The organism is Mesorhizobium sp. M5C.F.Ca.ET.164.01.1.1 (genome assembly GCF_004792125.1).
In the GTDB taxonomy this organism is placed as follows: Bacteria; Pseudomonadota; Alphaproteobacteria; order Rhizobiales; family Rhizobiaceae; genus Mesorhizobium; species Mesorhizobium wenxiniae.
This window is the reverse complement of record NZ_SRTG01000002.1, coordinates 690,853-708,608: the sequence shown is the minus strand read 5'-3', so window position 1 is coordinate 708,608 and position 17,756 is coordinate 690,853. Positions and strand designations below refer to the sequence as shown.

General features: G+C 63.1%; 18 protein-coding genes and 2 pseudogenes. 6 read left to right on the top strand and 14 right to left on the bottom strand.

Going from position 1 to position 17,756, the window contains the following annotated elements; all coding sequences use genetic code 11:
- Positions 1-84 precede the first annotated feature (84 nt).
- Positions 85-888: a hypothetical protein gene (locus tag EN807_RS20045; protein ID WP_189522513.1), complete on the top strand. Its 804-nt coding sequence runs from the start codon at positions 85-87 to the stop codon at positions 886-888.
- A 124-nt stretch (positions 889-1,012) separates the two neighbouring features.
- Here the strand turns inward: EN807_RS20045 and EN807_RS20040 are convergent, their stop codons facing one another.
- Entirely contained in the window at positions 1,013-2,344 is a 1,332-nt protein-coding gene (locus EN807_RS20040) for a dihydroorotase (protein ID WP_135936365.1), read from the bottom strand.
- 83 nt (positions 2,345-2,427) lie between these two features.
- On the opposite strand from EN807_RS20040, the gene EN807_RS20035 reads away from it, so the two are divergent.
- Both EN807_RS20035 and EN807_RS20030 read left to right on the top strand, forming a co-directional pair.
- The gene (locus tag EN807_RS20035) at positions 2,428-3,306 is read left to right on the top strand and encodes a folate-binding protein YgfZ (protein ID WP_135936364.1); all 879 of its coding nucleotides are present in this window, start codon (positions 2,428-2,430) and stop codon (positions 3,304-3,306) included.
- Entirely contained in the window at positions 3,306-3,944 is a 639-nt protein-coding gene (locus EN807_RS20030) for an HD family hydrolase (protein ID WP_135936363.1), read from the top strand. The genes EN807_RS20035 and EN807_RS20030 overlap by 1 nt, the downstream gene beginning before the upstream one ends.
- A 129-nt stretch (positions 3,945-4,073) precedes the next feature.
- On the opposite strand, the gene EN807_RS20025 is transcribed toward EN807_RS20030, so the two are convergent.
- Positions 4,074-4,964, bottom strand: a complete 891-nt coding sequence (locus EN807_RS20025) for a fatty acid desaturase family protein (protein WP_135936362.1) — start codon at positions 4,962-4,964, stop codon at positions 4,074-4,076.
- A 111-nt stretch (positions 4,965-5,075) separates the two neighbouring features.
- Between EN807_RS20025 and EN807_RS20020 the strand changes: the two genes are divergently transcribed.
- Positions 5,076-6,005 carry a LysR substrate-binding domain-containing protein gene (locus EN807_RS20020; protein WP_135936361.1) on the top strand — a complete coding sequence of 310 codons (930 nt, stop codon included), beginning with the start codon at positions 5,076-5,078 and terminating at the stop codon, positions 6,003-6,005.
- A gap of 22 nt (positions 6,006-6,027) precedes the next feature.
- Here EN807_RS20020 and EN807_RS20015 read toward each other — a convergent pair whose 3' ends face one another.
- The 6 genes from EN807_RS20015 to EN807_RS19990 all read right to left on the bottom strand — a co-directional run bounded on the left by EN807_RS20015 (position 6,028) and on the right by EN807_RS19990 (position 10,863).
- On the bottom strand, positions 6,028-6,384 hold the full coding sequence (locus EN807_RS20015; RefSeq protein ID WP_135936360.1) for a hypothetical protein: 357 nt from the start codon (positions 6,382-6,384) through the stop codon (positions 6,028-6,030).
- Positions 6,385-6,512: 128 nt separating this feature from the next.
- Positions 6,513-6,671, bottom strand: a complete 159-nt coding sequence (locus tag EN807_RS36690; protein WP_246684227.1) for a DUF3303 family protein — start codon at positions 6,669-6,671, stop codon at positions 6,513-6,515.
- Positions 6,672-6,791: 120 nt separating this feature from the next.
- A complete protein-coding gene (locus EN807_RS20005) occupies positions 6,792-8,255 on the bottom strand; it encodes a RimK family protein (RefSeq protein WP_127313536.1) in 1,464 nt (487 codons plus the stop codon).
- Entirely contained in the window at positions 8,252-9,358 is a 1,107-nt protein-coding gene (locus tag EN807_RS20000) for a peptidase C39 family protein (protein WP_135936359.1), read from the bottom strand. Before EN807_RS20000 ends, EN807_RS20005 begins: the two co-directional genes overlap by 4 nt.
- A 198-nt stretch (positions 9,359-9,556) precedes the next feature.
- On the bottom strand, positions 9,557-10,348 hold the full coding sequence (locus EN807_RS19995) for an anti-sigma factor (RefSeq protein WP_135936358.1): 792 nt from the start codon (positions 10,346-10,348) through the stop codon (positions 9,557-9,559).
- Positions 10,345-10,863, bottom strand: coding sequence for a sigma-70 family RNA polymerase sigma factor (locus EN807_RS19990; RefSeq protein ID WP_135936357.1), 519 nt, complete (start codon positions 10,861-10,863; stop codon positions 10,345-10,347). The genes EN807_RS19995 and EN807_RS19990 overlap by 4 nt, the downstream gene beginning before the upstream one ends.
- A 262-nt stretch (positions 10,864-11,125) precedes the next feature.
- Between EN807_RS19990 and EN807_RS19985 the strand changes: the two genes are divergently transcribed.
- Positions 11,126-11,380, top strand: a complete 255-nt coding sequence (locus tag EN807_RS19985; protein ID WP_065010179.1) for a type II toxin-antitoxin system VapB family antitoxin — start codon at positions 11,126-11,128, stop codon at positions 11,378-11,380.
- Positions 11,370-11,798 (top strand): type II toxin-antitoxin system VapC family toxin, encoded by a 429-nt coding sequence (locus tag EN807_RS19980; RefSeq protein WP_135936356.1) that lies wholly within the window; start codon positions 11,370-11,372, stop codon positions 11,796-11,798. Before EN807_RS19985 ends, EN807_RS19980 begins: the two co-directional genes overlap by 11 nt.
- 3 nt (positions 11,799-11,801) lie before the next feature.
- Here the strand turns inward: EN807_RS19980 and EN807_RS19975 are convergent, their stop codons facing one another.
- The 6 genes and pseudogenes from EN807_RS19975 to rnc all read right to left on the bottom strand — a co-directional run bounded on the left by EN807_RS19975 (position 11,802) and on the right by rnc (position 17,752).
- Positions 11,802-14,543: a DUF2339 domain-containing protein gene (locus EN807_RS19975; protein WP_135936355.1), complete on the bottom strand. Its 2,742-nt coding sequence runs from the start codon at positions 14,541-14,543 to the stop codon at positions 11,802-11,804.
- 39 nt (positions 14,544-14,582) lie between these two features.
- Positions 14,583-15,102, bottom strand: a pseudogene (locus EN807_RS37675) (PaaI family thioesterase).
- Complete coding sequence (gene recO / locus EN807_RS19965; protein WP_135936354.1) at positions 15,099-15,875, bottom strand: DNA repair protein RecO; 777 nt, start codon at positions 15,873-15,875, stop codon at positions 15,099-15,101. The pseudogene EN807_RS37675 and the gene recO overlap by 4 nt, the downstream one beginning before the upstream one ends.
- A 71-nt stretch (positions 15,876-15,946) precedes the next feature.
- Positions 15,947-16,102 (bottom strand): annotated as a pseudogene (locus EN807_RS36675) (aminoglycoside phosphotransferase); the annotation flags it as partial.
- Entirely contained in the window at positions 16,098-17,030 is a 933-nt protein-coding gene (era, locus tag EN807_RS19955; RefSeq protein WP_135936353.1) for a GTPase Era, read from the bottom strand. The gene era and the pseudogene EN807_RS36675, both read right to left, overlap by 5 nt.
- Positions 17,027-17,752 carry a ribonuclease III gene (gene rnc / locus EN807_RS19950; RefSeq protein WP_127313544.1) on the bottom strand — a complete coding sequence of 242 codons (726 nt, stop codon included), beginning with the start codon at positions 17,750-17,752 and terminating at the stop codon, positions 17,027-17,029. Before rnc ends, era begins: the two co-directional genes overlap by 4 nt.
- Positions 17,753-17,756: the final 4 nt, after the last annotated feature.

Genomic DNA, 17,756 nt, shown 5'->3' with positions numbered 1-17,756 from the left:
GACGACGGCGTGCCGCTAGGGCAGTCATGCCCCGGGCACCTGGGCGGGCCTAGGCATCTGGACGGAATCATGGAGAGGCAGGCGGTGAATTTTTCGACGTCAGGCCAGCCGCTTGGCTTGGCCCTCAGCATCCGGCTCGTCGCTTTTTGCGCCGCGGTCCCTCTGGCTTTTTGCCTCGCAAGCAGCCCTGCTTATGCGCTGAGTGAAATCAAGCGCGAGGACCTGCCCTCGCCGGTCACGCCGCCCGCCGATGACGACATGTCGCCGCCCGGAACCGCAGTGCCGATGCCCGATCCGCTCGGCACGACACCGCCTGCGACCAACCAGCCGAGCTCCCCCGACGAGCGGGAACAGGTCGAACCCGAGGGGCCAGAAGACGATGGTGGCATGGCCAATCCGCAAGCCGATCCGGACGAACCCTTGCCCGAGGTCATCTACGATCTCAGCAAGCTGCCGGAGCCGGTCAGGCGCATGCACGATTTGATCCTCGAGGCCTGCAAGAGCGGCGACATCGAAAAGCTCCGGCCGTTGATCGGCCAGGGCGATACGATGACCCAATTGTCGCTGAGCGAGATCGAAGGCGACCCGATCACCTTCCTGAAAGGTCTTTCGGGCGACACGGAAGGCCAGGAGATCCTCGCCATCCTGGAAGAGGTGCTCAGTGCCGGCTATGTCCATGTCGATGCCGGCACGCCGCAGGAGCTCTATGTCTGGCCATATTTCTTCGCGCTGCCGCTGGACAAGCTCGACGCCAGGCAGCGGGTCGAGCTGTTCAAGATCGTCACCGCCGGCGACTATGACAGCATGAAGCAGTTCGGCGCCTACATCTTCTACCGCGTCGGCATCACGCCGGACGGACAGTGGACATTCTTCGTCGCCGGGGATTGAGCGGCATTGCCCTTTCCTACCCTCAAGTTCGCTTAGAGCATCGGAGTGGGTCCCCGCTTTGGGAAAGCCGATGCTCAAAGAAACAGATAGACCGGCGGTCCGATCGATTTGAAGGTCCGCCGCTCTAGACCGGCAGCGCCTCGGAAAACTCCACAGCCTTGCCCTGCCCTGGCGTGACGATCTCGCCCTCCCACATCACGCGGCGGCCGCGCACGACTGTTCCGACCGGCCACCCGGTTACTTCTCTGCCGTCATAGGGCGTCCAGCCGGCCTTGGAGCCGGCTTGCGCATTGGTGATGGTTTCGCGGCGCTTCAGATCGACTATGGTGAAATCGGCGTCATAGCCGGCGGCGATGCGGCCTTTCCTGGCCATGCCGAAGATACGCTGCGGGCCGTGGCTGGACAGGTCGACGAAACGTTGCAACGTCAGCCGGCCGGCATTGACGTGATCCAGCATGATCGGCACCAGTGTCTGCACGCCGGTCATGCCGGACGGCGAGGCCGGATAGAGTTTTGCCTTCTCCGCCAGCGTGTGCGGGGCGTGGTCGGAACCCAGCACATCGACAATGCCTTGTGCAATGCCGTGCCAGATACCGTCGTGGTGGCGCGATGCGCGCACCGGCGGGTTCATCTGGATCAGCGTGCCAAGCCGCGCATAATCATCCGCGCTCAGCGTCAGATGATGCGGCGTCACCTCACAGGTCGCGACATCCTTATGCTGTTCGAGGAAGGCAATTTCCTCGGCAGTCGAGATGTGCAGCACGTGGATGCGGGCGCGAACCTGGCGCGCGATGCGCACCAGGCGCTCGGTGCAGCGCAAGGCGGCGATCTCGTCGCGCCACACCGGATGCGAGGACGGATCGCCCTCGATGCGCTCACTCAGCCGCTCGCGCAACCGGAACTCGTCCTCGGAATGAAAGGCGGCCCGACGGCGCGTATTCCTCAGAATCGAGGCGACGCCCTCATCGTCCTCGACCAAAAGGTCGCCGGTGGACGAGCCCATGAATACTTTTATACCGGCAGCACCGGGTAGCCGCTCCAGTTCGCCGGCATCCCCGGCATTGTCGCGGGTGCCGCCGACCCAGAAGGCAAAGTCGCAATGCATGCGGCCGGTGGCGCGCCGAACCTTGTCGGCAAGGGCTGCTTCGCTGGTGGTCAGCGGGTTGGTGTTGGGCATCTCGAAGACGGCGGTGACGCCGCCCAGCACCGCTGCCCGCGAGCCTGTCTCCAAATCTTCCTTGTGCTCCAGCCCCGGCTCGCGGAAATGCACCTGGCTGTCGACGACGCCGGGCAGGATGTGCAGGCCACGACAGTCGACCGTCTCGCCGGCTGATGCCTGGCCGAGATCGCCGATGGCGGCGATGCGCCCGCCGTTGATGCCGATGTCGCGCCGGCCCTCGCCATCGTGGTTGACCACCGTGCCGCCTGTCAGGATGAGGTTGTAGGTCGTCGCCATGCTGATCCGGTCTCTTGCGGGGGGAGTGTCAGCGGCTTACGTAATGGCCGACTGTTTTGCAAGATCAGGTTCTTTTTTCGCCCATGCCCTTTGCCCAGTTGAAACACCGCGCCCTCATTTCCGTGTCAGGCCCGGATGCCGAGATTTTTTTGCAGAACATTCTGACCACCGACCTCGAAGCACTGGCTGCGGGCGAAGCAAAACCTGGCGCCTTGCTGACGCCGCAAGGCAAGATCCTGTTCGACTTCCTGATCTCCCGCGCTGGCGAGAATTCCTTCCGCCTCGAATGCCGAGCCGATATATCAGACGATTTCATGCGCCGGCTGATGCTTTACAAATTGCGCGCCAAGGTCGAGATCGCCAAGGTAGATCAGGGGCTTGTCACCGTCGCGTGGGGAAGTGATTCAACCACTTCGCAGTTTGGCTCAACGCCGGTTGCCGATGCGCGGTTCCGCGACGCGTCCGTGACGCGCTGTTATGGCGGCACGGCCGAGGGCGGCGACCCGGCCGCATGGCAGGCTCTGCGCATCGCCCACGGCATTGCTGAAAGCGGCAGCGACTATCCGCTCGGCGAGGCCTTCCCCCATGATGTGCTGCTCGACGAAACCGGCGGCGTCGGCTTCAGGAAGGGCTGCTATGTCGGCCAGGAGGTGGTCTCGCGCATGCAGCATCGCGGCACCGCCAGACGGCGGGTGCTGATCGTTTCGGCCGAACAGCCCCTGCCCGCTTCTGGCGCCGAACTGACAGTTTCCGGGCGACCGGTCGGCACGCTTGGCACTTCCGCCAGCACGGCAGGCCTGGCCATAGCCCGTATCGACCGCGTCAAGGCAGCGCTCGACGCCGGCCAGCCGATCATGGCGGGTGACGTCACTGTGTCGCTCACCATTCCTGCCTGGGCGAAGTTCACTTTTCCCCTGGAAACCGTTGGCCCGCAGGATTCCGTCGGCGCGGAGGAGGCCTGATGGCGGCCGACCGTGCCGGCGCGCCGCCGCGCGCCTGGCAGCGCATGCTGTCGGGCCGGCGGCTCGATCTGCTTGACCCTTCGCCGCTCGATATCGAGATTTCGGACATCGCCCATGGGCTTGCCCGCGTCGCCCGCTGGAACGGCCAGACCAGCGGCGACCACGCCTTTTCCGTCGCCCAGCATTCGCTGCTGGTCGAGGCGCTTTTCGGCGAGCTGGTGCCAGACGCCCCAGCCGACGCGCGGCTGGCGGCTTTGCTGCACGACGCGCCGGAATATGTCATCGGCGACATGATCTCACCATTCAAATCGGTGATGGGCGGCAGCTACAAGGAGTGCGAGCTGAGGCTGCAGCGCGCCATCCATCTGCGCTTTTCGCTGCCGGTCGAACCTAGTGCGGGCCTGCGCAAGGAGATCAAGCGCGCCGACCAGATCGCCGCCTATTTCGAGGCGACGCTGCTTGCCGGCTTTTCGACCGCCGAGGCGACCGAATTCTTCGGCCGGCCGCGCGGCTTCAATGCCGAACGCTTCGATTTCACCCCACGTTCGGTGACCTGGGCGCAAAACGCGTTCCTCAAACGATATGCGGCAATCGAAACAAAACGTCAGTCAACGGTTACGGAACGCTTGGCGACGTAAAAGGAACACCACCGCCGCTCTGACACGGCGAAGGCGGATATCGCTCGCCTGCTGAAGTCTTTTGCGGCGATCGGGCAATCAGGCCGAGCGCGACAGGGGCCGAGCCAGTCACCGGCTCGGCTGTCGTCATCAGCGCAATGTATCGACATATTTCTCGTGGAAGCGCACGTAACCGGCTTCGATCTCCTTGAGGTGACGCTCTATCAAGGCGTGAAACGCCGGCAGTTGATGGAACGGCACACCCGGATAGGCATGATGCTCGGCGTGGAAGGGCATGTTCCAGGCGAGGTTGCGGACAAACCAGTTGGTCAGCGTGGTCCGGGTGTTTTCCAGCATGTTGGCAACAAGCGGACAACGGCCATGTTCGGCCAGGAGATAGAGGCGCAGGAACGGCTGTCCCAAAAGCGCCGGCACGATCCAGACATAGAGCAGCGTCGTTGCCCGGAACGAGACGGCCAGCACCAGCACGACGGCATAGAAGGCAATCATGGCGCGGGCCTCGGCGCGCACCTTGGGCCGGCCTTTCGGCGGCACGTAGCTGTCCCGGCAGCCACCGATCGCGTTGGCGTAGAGCGTCCTGAAGTGGCCCCACCAAGTCGGAATGCCGGAGACGTGGACGATATACTGCCGCCAGGTTTCGGGTTTCGGGAAGGCGAGTTCCGGGTCGTTCTCCGGATCCTGGGTGAAGCGGTGATGGGCGAAGTGGAAATAGCGGAACCAGTCAGCCGGCAACGCGATCGCCAGACTGCAGACGCGCGCCACGAAATCGTTCAGCCGCTGTGTTTCGAAAGCCGTGCGATGAACCGTCTCGTGAAGAAGCGTGAACAGGAAAACGATCAGGATACCTTGCGGCAGCATGAGCAGTTGCCAGAACGGCACCTTGGCGATGATCAGCGCACCGATGACCACGATCGCGCCCCAATGGACGGCGAGTTGAAGCAGCCCGAGGCGATCCGACTTGGCGGTCAGCCGATCGCGCTGCTGCTGCGTCAGCGATGCGATCACGTCGCGATGGTTCATGGTGTTCCGTTTCTCATGCTTGCCAATCGAAAGTACCCTATTCGAGGAAATAGCTTTCGCAAAACGAGGATTCTTGCCAGATAGATAAGTTTAACTTACCTATTGGTGGATATGGTTGCACTCCCATCCTTGCGCGGACTGCAGGCTTTCGAGGCGGCGGCGCGGCTTGGCAGCTTTGCCGGCGCGGCCGAGGAGCTTTCGGTTTCCGCGGCTGCGGTCAGTCAGCTTATCCGCGCCATCGAGGACCAGGTAGGCCGTAAGCTATTCCATCGGGTCAACCGTCGCGTAGTGCTGACTGAGGCCGGCGTCGAGATGCTGCCCCGATTGACCATGGCCTTCCAGGAGATCGGCAACGTGTCGCGTGAGCTTGCTGGCGATTCGTTCCGCCCCCGGTTGGTGGTATCTGTGCCGCCATCGATGGCAATGGGCTGGCTTTCACAACGCCTGGCCGGCTTCGTCGCAAGTCGTGGTGCGGTCGACATATCGCTCAGGGGTGACGACGACCCGGTGCCGTTCGACCGCGAGCTGATCGATCTCAGGCTCTCCTACGGTCCGCACTATCGCGATCACCCCACGCAAGACATCGTCAGGGACGCCGTCTATCCCGTTTGCGCGCCCGGGCTTGCCGGTGCGGTCAGGTCAGACGCCCTCGCCGGCCTGCCGCTGATACACACAGACTGGGGCCCGACGGGGGCGTCCTTTCCGTCCTGGCGAAACTGGTTCGAGGCGGCTGGTATCGAACTCGGCCTCGCTACCCAGCGCGGCCTGTCGGCGAACTCGTCGCGGGCAGCGCTCGACCTTGCCATTTCCGGTCTCGGCGTCGCGCTGGCGCAAGGGATCTATTGCGCCGAGGCGCTGGAAGACGGCAGGCTGATCAGGCCGGTCGCAAGGGTGATCACACTGCGCCAGCCCTATTGCCTGACGATCCCGGAGCGCCGTGCAAGGCGCGACGTGGTGGCATCGTTTCGTGACTGGCTGATCGAGGAATGCCGGCGCGCGGTGGCATCGCCGACGCTCGGGACCGGATCACATCCCGATTGAATGGCCCCGGCCAATATCATCGCTACGAGAGTGGCAAAGCCCATCGCAACAAGTATGGAGATGTAGATCGTGCCGATGGCGGAGCTTTTGCCTCCATGGCGAGTGCCTGGGTCAACATGCCCGAAGCATGCTCCTGCACGGGATCCGGCTGCGATGCGCCGCCTTGTATGCCTTGAGTTCTCAACCCTTCGACAAAGGATCTCTGGCTCTCGGCAATCCTTGTGCCGTCGGCCGAATAGATTTGTTTCTGTATGCCTTCTTTTGCTCCGACCAGAAAATGCTCTATGGGGCCTTTGACAAAATCGAAGCCGAGAAGAAAAATTAACAGGCAGAAATAGAGTATTTGACCGCAACTTCCCGACTGAAACAGCTTTATCATCTTGTCAAAATACCCCGAGCAACACGCAATATAGTCCGGGTTAACATGAAGTGCTTTAACGACGGTTAGGCAGTTCGCTGCAAATTGATCAAAACGGCAAAGCCGAGACTGGGCTTAGAGGTGTCCGCTCAATTCTCCACCATGTCCTTGTTCGTCGCCACGGGAACGATCTCGAATTCGACCAGATCCGCCCATTCGAGGACCCACCGCTGCAGGAGCGTGACGTCATCGGCCTCCACCAGCAGGAAGCAGCGGCTCCTATCCGCCGCGATCCGGCTGTGGTGCACGAGAACCGCGTCCGGCTTCAGGCGGCCCCGGTCGCGGAAGCGACTTTAGATCTCCTTGCGGTCACACCCGCGAAAATCCTCGGTCACAAAAAACAGCATCTCTGTCCCCCACTCGGATGATTATCGCCCCGGCCGGTCGAGCCGCTCCAGGAACCACTGCGTCAGCCGCACCCAGACCTCATCTTTTTCGCCGGAATCCTCCCAGCCATGGTCGAGGTTGGGATTGTCGTTGACCTCGATGACGAAGACACCGTCCTTGGTTTCCTTTAGGTCCACCCCGTAGAGGCCATCGCCGATACAGCACGCGGCCCTCACCGCCGTCTCGACGACATGGGCCGGCGCCTCTTTCAAGGTAAAGGTCTTGATGCCGCCCTGGTCGGGCTTGCCGTTGGCCTTGTGGTTGACGATCTGCCAGTGCTTTTTGGCCATCAGATAGTGCACGGCAAACAGAGGCTGGCCGCCGAGCACGCCGACGCGCCAGTCATATTCGGTCGGAATGAATTTCTGCGCGATCAAGAGATCGGAATCCTCCAGCCATTCGGTGGCTAGCGTCTTCAGCTCCTCGAAGGTGGCGCATTTCTTGACGCCGCGTGAAAACGACGAGTCCGGGATTTTCAGCACCAGCGGAAAGCCCAGCGTCTGCGCCGCGACCTCGAGATCCGAGGTGCCGGCGATCATCACCGTCGGTGGCACCGGAACCTTGTTGTAGGTCATCAGCTCGTTAAGATAGACCTTGTTGGTACAGCGGATCATCGACAGCGGATCATCGATGACAGGCATGCCTTCCTGCTGGGCGCGGCGCGCGAAGCGGTAAGTGTGGTTGGAGATCGAAGTGGTCTCGCGGATGAACAGCGCGTCGTAGTTGGCGAGTTTGGCCAAATCCTTTTTGGTGATCGGCTCGATTTCGACGCCCATCTTTTCGGCGATCTTGGCCCAGTAGCGCAGCGACGAGATCTCCGATGGTGGCAACTCCTCGTGCGGATCGACCAGCGTGGCGAAGGTGTAGCGCGCCGGCGTGCGGCCTTTGGTGTCACGCCACTCGCGGTTGGTGTAGGTCTCGAGGCACTGAAGGAAGCGCTTTTCTTCCTCCTCGGTCATCCTGGCCAGCGGATGGAAGCCGATCTTGCGGATCGACGCCCATTCGGAGCTGTCCGTGATGTGGACTTCCAGTGCCGGCGCGCGAAACCAATCGAACAAAAGCTTGGCAAAGCGATCCCATATCCTCGACGGGCCGATGCCGAAGAAGATGCAGACTTTTTGCGGAAAGGCGCCGCCCAGATCCTTGCGGCACTTGTTGAGCGCGAGTTCCAGCTCCGGCAGCGCGTGATCGTAGAGCTTGCGCTCGGACAGGTCGATCATCGTCTCGACCGTCGGGATAACCTTGTGGCCGCGCGAACCGGCGAGCAGCGAGGCATAGTAGCCGCGGCTTTGGTAGCCGTAATTGTTCGACAGGTTGATGACCTTCGGCCGTTGGCCGCGAAACAGCGCCGGATGGGCAAGATAGTCGCGATTGGTGATGATCTTGTGCGGTGTCGCCACCTGATCTAGATCGTTCTGCCGGCCGGTAAGGATGACCCAGGTCATTGTCTGTCGCGCTTTCCGAGGGTAATGGCGGCACGCAATCCGTCGCGGCCGAACTCGGCCATGTTCATAAACATGCCGTAAGGCACGGGAATATTGGCGGCATCAAGAATGGTCTCCTGTCTCTCGTCTTCGACCCAGGGATCGTGGATCAGGATATGGTCGCCGTCGTCGCCTATGGCCAGCACCCAGTGCGGAACCTTCTTGCCGAACATCAGGAAGCCGCTGATCAGGACCAACACCAGTTTCCCCTCGGCGATCGCGGTGCGGATATCGTCGATGGCGAATGGACGGTAATTCACCGGGATGCCGTAAAGTTCCGCGCGCCGGCGAAAGTCGACCTGCGCCAGTTCCATCACCCGGCGCTTGTCTTGGCTGCGCACCGACTGCAGGAACAGCGCGCCATGGAAGGAGACATATATCTCGGCAGAGAGCCCGCTTTCGTGGCCGGCAACGGCGAGGCCGAACGGCTCACAGCCGCCAGGCCCCGACATCATGAAAACGGTGGTCGCCTCGCGCCACAAACGGATTTCCATGACCGGGTCGGGCACGAAGCCGGGCTCGAAATTGGCCATTGCCATCATCAGGCAGCACGGGCCGCAGGTGAATTCGCAGGTCTGCTGGTAGAACGGCACCTTGGTGGCGACCGGAATGTCGCCGCGCAAAGTTTTTTCGTAGCGCAGCGCCGTGGCGCCGTCCTCGTAATAGCCCGGTTCGCGGCCGATCTTGCGGTAGCCGCTCTGCTCGTAGATGCGAATGGCTCGGCTGTTGTCCTCGCGCACTTCGAGGCGCAGCATCATGCGGTTGTGTTCGAAGGCGGTCTCCTCCGCCGATGCCAGCAGCATGCGGCCAATGCCGAGCCCGCCGAAAAAGGGACCGATGGCGATGGAATAGAGACGCGCGACGCCGCTGCCTTTGCGAAACAGCACAACCGCATAGCCGGCGACGCGGCCGTCGCTTTCGGCAACCAGCAGCTCGGCACTTTCGCGTTCGATCAGCTGGCGAAAGGAGCGGCGGGAAATGCGGTCGCTCGAGAAAACGGCCTTCTCGATGACGGCGAGGTCATCGACGTCGGACGCGCGGGCCTTGCGAATCTCGGCAGGCATGCGGGCTCGGAAAACCTCGATTGGGTTGTGGAAAAGACCCTGGTCAGAAGTGTCGACAACACAGCCGAAGCGCCAGCATCCGTCAAGCGCTATCGCACCTCGATTCGGGCGCAATTGTGACAGTTTCGGCTGGTGCATGACCCCGGAAAATCGAAATCGATTTTCGGAAAGGATCATGCACAAAAAAACAGGCGCGGTTCAGCTGGCCAGCCCGGCCAGAAGCTGGCTGTAGGCGCTCTTCGCCACCGCAGTCAGCTGCGCGCGCGGCAGCGAGCCGACGACGGCGCAGCCATAGCCCTCGTCCAGCCAGTAGACGGCCTCGGGGCCGTTCTCTTCCGACCCATAGGTGCCCTTGGCCTTCTCGGCCGATTCAGCCGTGACGAACAGCGAGATGCGCTCGCCTTTGTCGTTCTCATAAAGCAGCATCGCGGCCTTGTTCTCGCCAGCGGGCAGCAGCCGGCCGCCGACGAGCTGGAATCCTTGCGCCGCCAGATCTGGTGCGACCAGCTTCAGGCCGATCCGATTGGACAGCCAGGTCTGCAGATGATCCTTGTCGCTGGCGGGCACTTCCACCGCATGCCGCTGCTCGGCGGCATAGATGACATGGGCTGCAATCGCCTGCTCGGCGAGCTGGTCCTCGGCGGGGTCTTCCAGACCGAGATGGTCGATGCCGGCGACATAACCGCCAACACCGCCAATGGCCAGCATCGCCGCTGCGGCAGCCGCTAGCCACCACCGCGAGCTCAATGCCGCCGTCTTGACCGGCGCCTCGCCGAACACGATCTTCTGCAACCGCGCTGGCACCGGCTCGTCGAGCACGCCGGCGAAGGCGGCACGAAGTGCTGCGCGGTCAGCGACATAGCGGGCGCTCCTCGCCTTCATTTCAGGATTGGCGTCGAGCCAGCCGTCGTACGCCACGCGCTCGTCAACTGGCAACTCGCCATCGAGGGCCATATGGATGTCGCGTTCGGAAAAATCGCGCCGGGTCATTTCTCGACGATCCTTATCGCCCGGCGACGCGCGGCGTCATCCAGCAGCCCGCGCAACTCATCACGCCCGCGCGCGATGCGCGACATCAGCGTGCCGGCCGGCACGCCGAGGATGTTGGCGGCCTCGGCATAGGAAAAGCCTTCGATGGCGACCATGACCAGTGCTGCGCGCCGATCGGGGCTGATCGCCTGCAACGCGTCGATAATCTCGCGCGAGGCGATGCTCTCCACCTGCTCGGCTGGTGCTGCCTGCGCCTCGCTCGCTTCCAGCGGCAGCATCGCGGCTTCGCCGCGCCGGTTCACCTTGCGCATCTGATCGATGAACAAATGATGCATGATCGTAAACAGCCACCTCCTGGGGCTTTCTCCAGTCTGCCAATTGTCGAGCCGCACAAGCGCCCGTTCGAGACAGTCCTGAACGAGATCGTCGGCGGAATCGCGGTCGCGCAGCAACGAGCGCGCATAACGGCGCAGGCGTGGTATTTCGCCAAGGATTGCAGCCTTCTTTTCGTCCATGACCGCTGGTTTTCGAGGTCGCCTTGTTCATCCGATTGAACGCGCCTTCACGGCGCGGCGCAAGCGGCCAGCGCGAAGCGGTCCGCCGCCCGGCCACCCAAGCAATGCAATAACGCTGGCGCGGACCGGTTTATTCCCGGCAGGAACCCATGTGCTCGGCAGACCAGGTCCCAAGTTGAAAACATGGCGGGTAGCGTGTATATGCAATGCTGTATGTCCTGAATATTCAAATCAGAATATACGCCTCGCAAGGACATCGAACATGTCTCTCTACATCCGTGATGACGAGGTTGACGCGCTGGCTCGTCAGTTGCAGTCCGCCATCAAGGCCCCCACGAAGACGGAAGCCGTGCGGATCGCGCTCAAGCGCGAGCTTGAACGAGCGAACTCTGTGCTTCCGCTGAGCGAGCGTATCAAGAAATATCAGGATGCCGCGAGCGCACTTGGTCCCGACGACCCCACCTTCGATATGAAAAAATTCATGGACGAGGCCTGGGGGGAACCCGATGTTTCTTGATGCTTCCGCCATTACTGCGCTGATTTTGAGAGAGGCAGATGCGGATCGTCTGCTGAGAAGGATTGAAACTGCCGAGACGCTCTATTTCTCGCCGAGTTCCGCTTTTGAAGCTATCCTCGGAATCGCCCGCAGGAAATCTGTGGCTGAAAGCGGCGATCAAGCTCCGACACCGCCTGCTCTGATCGATCAATGCCGAACGATCGTCATCGGCTTCTTGGCCGAACTCAAGGCCGTGGAAGTTCCACTGGATGCCGCCATTCGCGAACTCGCAGTCAAAGCCGCGCGCGACTACGGTCGATATGTCGGCCATCCCGCCAAGCTGAATTTCGGCGACTGCTTCAGCTATGCATGCGCCAAGGTCTGCAGGGTACCTCTGCTCTACAAGGGCAATGATTTCTTGCAGACCGATCTGGCCTGAACACTATCCGGCTTCGGATTTGGCCGCCCGCGTCAGCAGCCGCTGGTAGAACAGGCCGATGCCGATCAGCACCGCGCCGAGGCCAATGAAGGACAGCGCCCTCAGCACGCCTTCCAGTTCCGACATGTCGAAGAGGAAGACCTTCAGCACGGCGACCGAGATCAGCGCGGCCGACGCGATGCGCAGCACCTGCGACTTGAGCCAGACGCCGGCGGTGAGCAGCGCCACACCAATGATCAGCCACAGCGCGGAATAGGTGTAGGTTTCAAGCTGGCCGAGGCCGCTCCACAGGCCGATGAACTCGCCCTTGAACAGCCGCCGGACCGACAGCGTCACGTAAGCGAAGGCAAGCAGCGCCGCCACCAACGCCAGCATCGAGGCATACCATTTAGGCCTGACGTCACGTGTATAGAGCGCCAGCCCGCCGGCAGCGGCGGCCGGCAAGAGATAAGCGAGGAACAGCAGGTTGAACACCGGAATTCGCCCGGTGGATTCGTCGGTAAACAGCGGGTTCAGGGCCAGAAAATGCTGGATGACTATGAAGGCGACCGAGACCACGCCCGCAGCGAGCGAACCATAGCGCAGCACCGAGCTTGGCGAGCGCATGTCGATGGCGACCAGGATGGCGCCGGCACCGATGGCGATCAGCGTGTAGATCGCCTGCTCGGCGAGCGTCGCAGCAGCCGTGTCGATGACGCCGCCATGCATGGCGTGGCGCACCAATATGGCAACGGTGAGCAGCGCAAATAGTGTTGCGCCCGCTTCCATGGCGAGGCGTGGCCGGCCATTTGTGGTGTGGGCGAGCTGCCAGGCGGCAAAGCCGAAGGCCAGCGCCGGCACGCCGTATCCCGGCAGCAGCCAGTTGAATACCGGCGTCGTCGACAGGAATTCGGCGCCGACGATTGTCGGATCGAAGGCGACGCGGCCGAGTACGGCAATGACCGCGCCGACCGAAATCCAGCCGAGCACCGGATAGGCGCGCCAGCGGGTGGCCAGCGCCGGCACAATGGCCGCGGCACCCAGGAGGATGGTGGTCCAGCCGGATCCGAAGGCCATATAGACCATCAGCAAGGCGGCGACTGCTGCCCCGCCAAGTGCGGAGGAGACGGCCGCACCACCCTGTAGCGGCGGCTCTTCACCGCGCGCGATCCACTCGCCGCCGACGGCGAAAACCACGACCAGAAGGGCTGCTGCCGCCGCGTAGACAAGATCGCGGTCGAGATTGCCGAAGGTGAACCAGAGCGCCAACAGAATGACCAGCGGCGCGATAACGCCCCATGCCGCCCATGAGGCGGCGCGGATGTGAGCCGACGCGGCAAATTTGCGCGCTGTCCAGAAGCCGGCTCCGATGAACACAAGTCCGAGAAAAATGCCGATCCTGAGCATCAGCGTGTCCGACACAGTCGCCGGCAGACCATCGACGCCGAGAGCGCCACCTGAAAAATCTGAAGCGACGGAGGTTGGCGGAATGATGCCGAGATAGACCAGCACCGTCGCCAGCCCTGCGGCGTGCAGAAGCGCCAGCGCCAGCGGCCTGTGGAGCGCTACCGCGACCAGGGCTGCGATAAGAGCTGCTCCCGGCAGAGCATCGCCGGCAGTGTATGCCGGGTCGACGAACAGCGCCATGGCCGAAAGGCCGACGAAGAAGCCAGGTGCGATCGACGGCCAGTCGAAGCCCCTGGCGGGCTCTGCTTCGCCACCGCGACGGCCGAGCCAGATCAAGGCAAGTACGGCCAGGGTCACCGCATTGATGAAGAGGATGACAGGCAGGTTGGTGCCCGGCGCATCAGTCATGTGAAGAATGGTCCAGAGGCCGGTGCCGACGAAGGCTGCCGCCATCAGCAATTTCCAGTCGCGCAAGCGGGCGATGACGCCGGTGGCGGCGAGCACGATCGCCAGGTAGCCGAACAGTGCCCAAGGGTTCGGCGCCTGCGAAGCGACGAGCATCGGCGTCACCACTGCGCCGAGCAGGCCGATGCCGGCCAGCGCCTGACCGTGGACGAGGGCGGCCGCGATGGTCGCCACACCGATGGCGCCGAGCAGCGTGAAGGCGAGCGCCGGCCCGATGAAGCCGTAAATGCCATGCGCGGCATAAACCGTGCCGAACAGGATGAAAGCACCAGCCGCCGTCAGGATCGCCGGAATATAGGCGCCGGCGACGCCCTGCACCGGCACCCTGAAGCCGGTGCGGCGGATGAACTCGCCGGCGGCGACCAGCACCAGCCCGAGCATTGCTGCCATGCTCAGCCGCACGCCGGGACCGAAAATGCCGGCCTCGATGGTGTAGCGGATCAGGAACAGGCCGCCGAGCGCCAGCGCGATGCCGCCGACCCAGACCGCCCAGCGGGTGCCGAGCGCCGTTTCAATGTCAGGTTTTTGGGCCGCTTTCGCCGTCGCGGCCAGTTGCGCAGGTGCAGACCCAGCCGGCGTCGCCGCTTCGCCCGCAGCCCACGGTCCGGATGCAACTTCCCCGGCTTCACCCTCTGTGGACTGCTTTTCCTCAGCCTCGCCCGCCGATGGCGGCGCAACGTCGGTCACGGCCGCAATTGCCGCGTCTGCTGGCATGCTGTCGTCTGCGACCTGTTCTACCGGCTTGGCCTGCGGTGGGGCCACATGGACACCCGAAAGCACGAGGCTGCGCAGCGCACCAAGTTCGCGCTCGATCAGGCCGATGCGGCTCTGCTGGCGCAAGATAATGACGAACAGCGCGATGATCGCGACCAGGCCGATCAGGCTTTCGAACATGGCGGTTCCCCCAAACCGAGCCAGTAGTTACTGACAAAGTCAGCGCGCCGCCAGATTGGCGGCCGGAAAGATCGAGCACGTTTCGGTGCCAAAAGCCAGCAGCTTGCCGTTGGCATCCTTCAGCGTTGCTTCCGAAACCGCCAATGTGCGGCCCTTGTGCACCACCCTGCCCTCGCACACCACCTCGCCGGTCGTCGGCGTGATCGGCCGTGTCAGGTTCACCTTGAACTCCGCCGTCGTATAGGCCTCGCCCTTATCGAGCAGTGTTTGCACGGCGCAGGCAAGGGCCGAATCCAGCGGCGTCGCGGCCCAGCCACCATGCACCCCACCCCAGCGGATTGAGATAGCGCTCGTTCGGCATGCCGCGGAACACCGCGCGTCCTTCCGACACTTCGGTCAGGCCGAAACTGAGCTGGAACGAAATCGGCGGCGCCGGATATTTGTTGTCGATGATGCGCTGGAGCAATTCCAGGCCGGTATATCTAGAGATGTCGCAGGGCGGAATGGTGCCGAGGCCGAGCGGCGAGACCCGGCCGGGATAGAGTTCCACTTCGCTCATGTAATGATTTCTCCGGCGGCGGTCTCGACGCCAATCTCCTTGTCCGCCGCGTGGTGCTTGCGCAAGGCTGCGAGGAAGCCGGCGCGGGCACCGGGCGCCTCGATCTCGCGCGGCTCATAAACATGGCGGGTAAAAAAGAAGCCGGTCAGCCGGAAGGCATCCTCGATCGCCGCCGGGTCGGCGCGCAGGCCGGAGCCGCGCTGCAGGAATGCGGGGAGCACCAGCATCTTGTCGCGCCATGGCGCGCCTGCGGCGCGTGACACGGCGCGCCCGGATTTCGGCGAGACATAGGCAAGGTCTTGCCTGGCGCCGGTCGCAGCACACTGGCTGAGATCGAGTCCGAAGCCGAGTTCGTCGAGAATCAGCAACTCGAAGCGCGCCACCAGCTCGCCGGCGGCGTCCGTATCGTCGAGGTGGGCGATCATCACGGCCAACGTCTCGTAGAGGCCGCCATGAGCGTCGCGCTCGGGCAGCAGGCGCAGATGCGCAGCCATGGTTTGCAGCCCATAGATGGCGACGGCGCTGTCCATGAGCCGGGCGGCGTTCATCTCGATCGCTTCGGCCTGAAAGGTGCCAAGATGCTCGTCGAGCCGCGCCCGCCACAACAGGTCGACACGGTTTCCGGGCTGCAGAACGGGCTGCTGCTTGCGCGAGCGGCCGCCGCGCACAAGTCCGAGGTGGCGGCCATGCGCACGAGTCATGACCTCAAGAATGGCGCTGGTTTCGCCATGCTTGCGGGTGCCGAGAATGATTCCCTCGTCGCGCCACTCCATCAACGGAGCTTGTCACCGGTTCGATGGCGAAATCAAGATTGGGTTTTTGGGCCGCGCGCTGGTGATCGGCAAGCACCCGGCAGCCTCACGAGCATATGGTCTCCGAGACGAAAGGTTCTGTTGTCCCATCCGCCTGATGGAACCGGTCCGAAAGCAAGATCCTTCCATCGGGGAAATTGCGTGGCGACCAACCGGCTCACGAGAGCTGTGTCGATAGTGACGTTAATGTGGAAACTCCAGCCCCATCTCGCGGTAGCGCTCGGGGTCGTCGCCCCAGTTCTCGCGCACCTTGACGAACAGGAAAAGATGCACCTTCTGTTCGAGGATACCGGATATCTCCATGCGTGCCGCCTGGCCGATGGCACGGATCGTCTCGCCCTTGTGGCCGAGCACGATCTTCTTCTGGCTGTCACGCTCGACATAGATGGTCTGGTCGATGCGCACCGAGCCGTCCTTCTTCTCTTCCCATTTCTCGGTCTCGATATGGGAGGAATAGGGCAGTTCCTGATGCAGCCTGAGATAGAGCTTTTCGCGAGTGATCTCGGCCGCCAGCTGACGCATCGGCAGGTCGGAGATCTGGTCTTCCGGGTAATACCAGGGGCCGGCAGGCAGGGTTTCCAAGAGATAGTCGAGCAGGTCCTTGCAGCCCGACCCGGTTAACGCCGAGACCATGAAAGTGCGCTTGAAGGGCACTTTTTCGTTGGCTGCCGCGGACAGGGCCAGCAGCGTCTCGGGCTTGACCCGGTCGACCTTGTTGAGGATCAGCACCATCGGCTGGCGGACATCCTTCAGCCGTTCGAGGATCGCGTCGGCGTCGCCCCTGATGCCGCGCTCGGCGTCGATCAGCAACAGCACGATGTCGGCGTCCTTGGCGCCGCCCCAGGCGGTCGTCACCATCGCCGTGTCCAACCGCCGCTTCGGCTTGAAGATGCCCGGCGTGTCGACGAAGACGATCTGTGCGTTATTGTGGATGGCAATGCCGCGCACGATGGCGCGCGTCGTCTGCACCTTGTGGGTGACGATCGACACCTTGGCGCCCACCAATTGGTTGACCAGCGTCGATTTTCCCGCATTGGGCGCGCCGATCAACGCGACGAAGCCAGAGTGCGTGGTGGTGGCTTCTGCTGCCGGCGGAACGTCTTCGGTGGCGGTCATGCCGCGCTCCCCTTGTTTAGCCAGACGCCTTCGCGCAAAAGCAGTGCAGTAGCGGCGGCTTGCTCGGCCTCGCGCTTGGAGCGCCCGCTGCCGGTCGCCGGCGGAAAGGCGCCGACCTTGACGCTGACGGTGAATAGCGGATCGTGGTCCGGTCCCTCGCGGCTGTCAATTATGTAGACCGGCACGGCGCCTGCGGCCTGATGCGCCCATTCCTGCAGTTCGGTCTTGGCATCGCGGCGGGCGGCACCGATGGCCTGCGAGCGCGGCCGCCAGTATTTGTGGATGAAGGCGCGGGCCGCCTCCAGCCCGCCGTCGAGATAGAGCACGGCGATCAGCGATTCCAGCGCATCAGCCCGCAGATTGACGCGCTTGCGCCCGTCCAGGCCGCGTACGTCCGAGCCGGCACGGATCAGCTCCGGCAGGCCGATCTCCTCGGCGATCTCCGCCAGCACCTCGGCATTGACCAGCGCGTTGAGCCGGACCGACAGCTCACCTTCGGCAGCGTCCGGATACGCCGCCAGAAGCATGTCGGCGACGACCAGGCCGAGGACGCGGTCGCCCAGAAATTCGAAACGCTCATAGTCGATGCCGGCATGGCTGCTGCGGGCGCTGGCATGGGTCAGCGCGCGCTGCAGGCGCTGGCGGTCGGCAAAGGCGTGGCCGGTGCGCTGCATGAGCGCTTCGGCGAGCGCGTCGATGGTCAGCCGTTTTGTCGCCGCCATGATC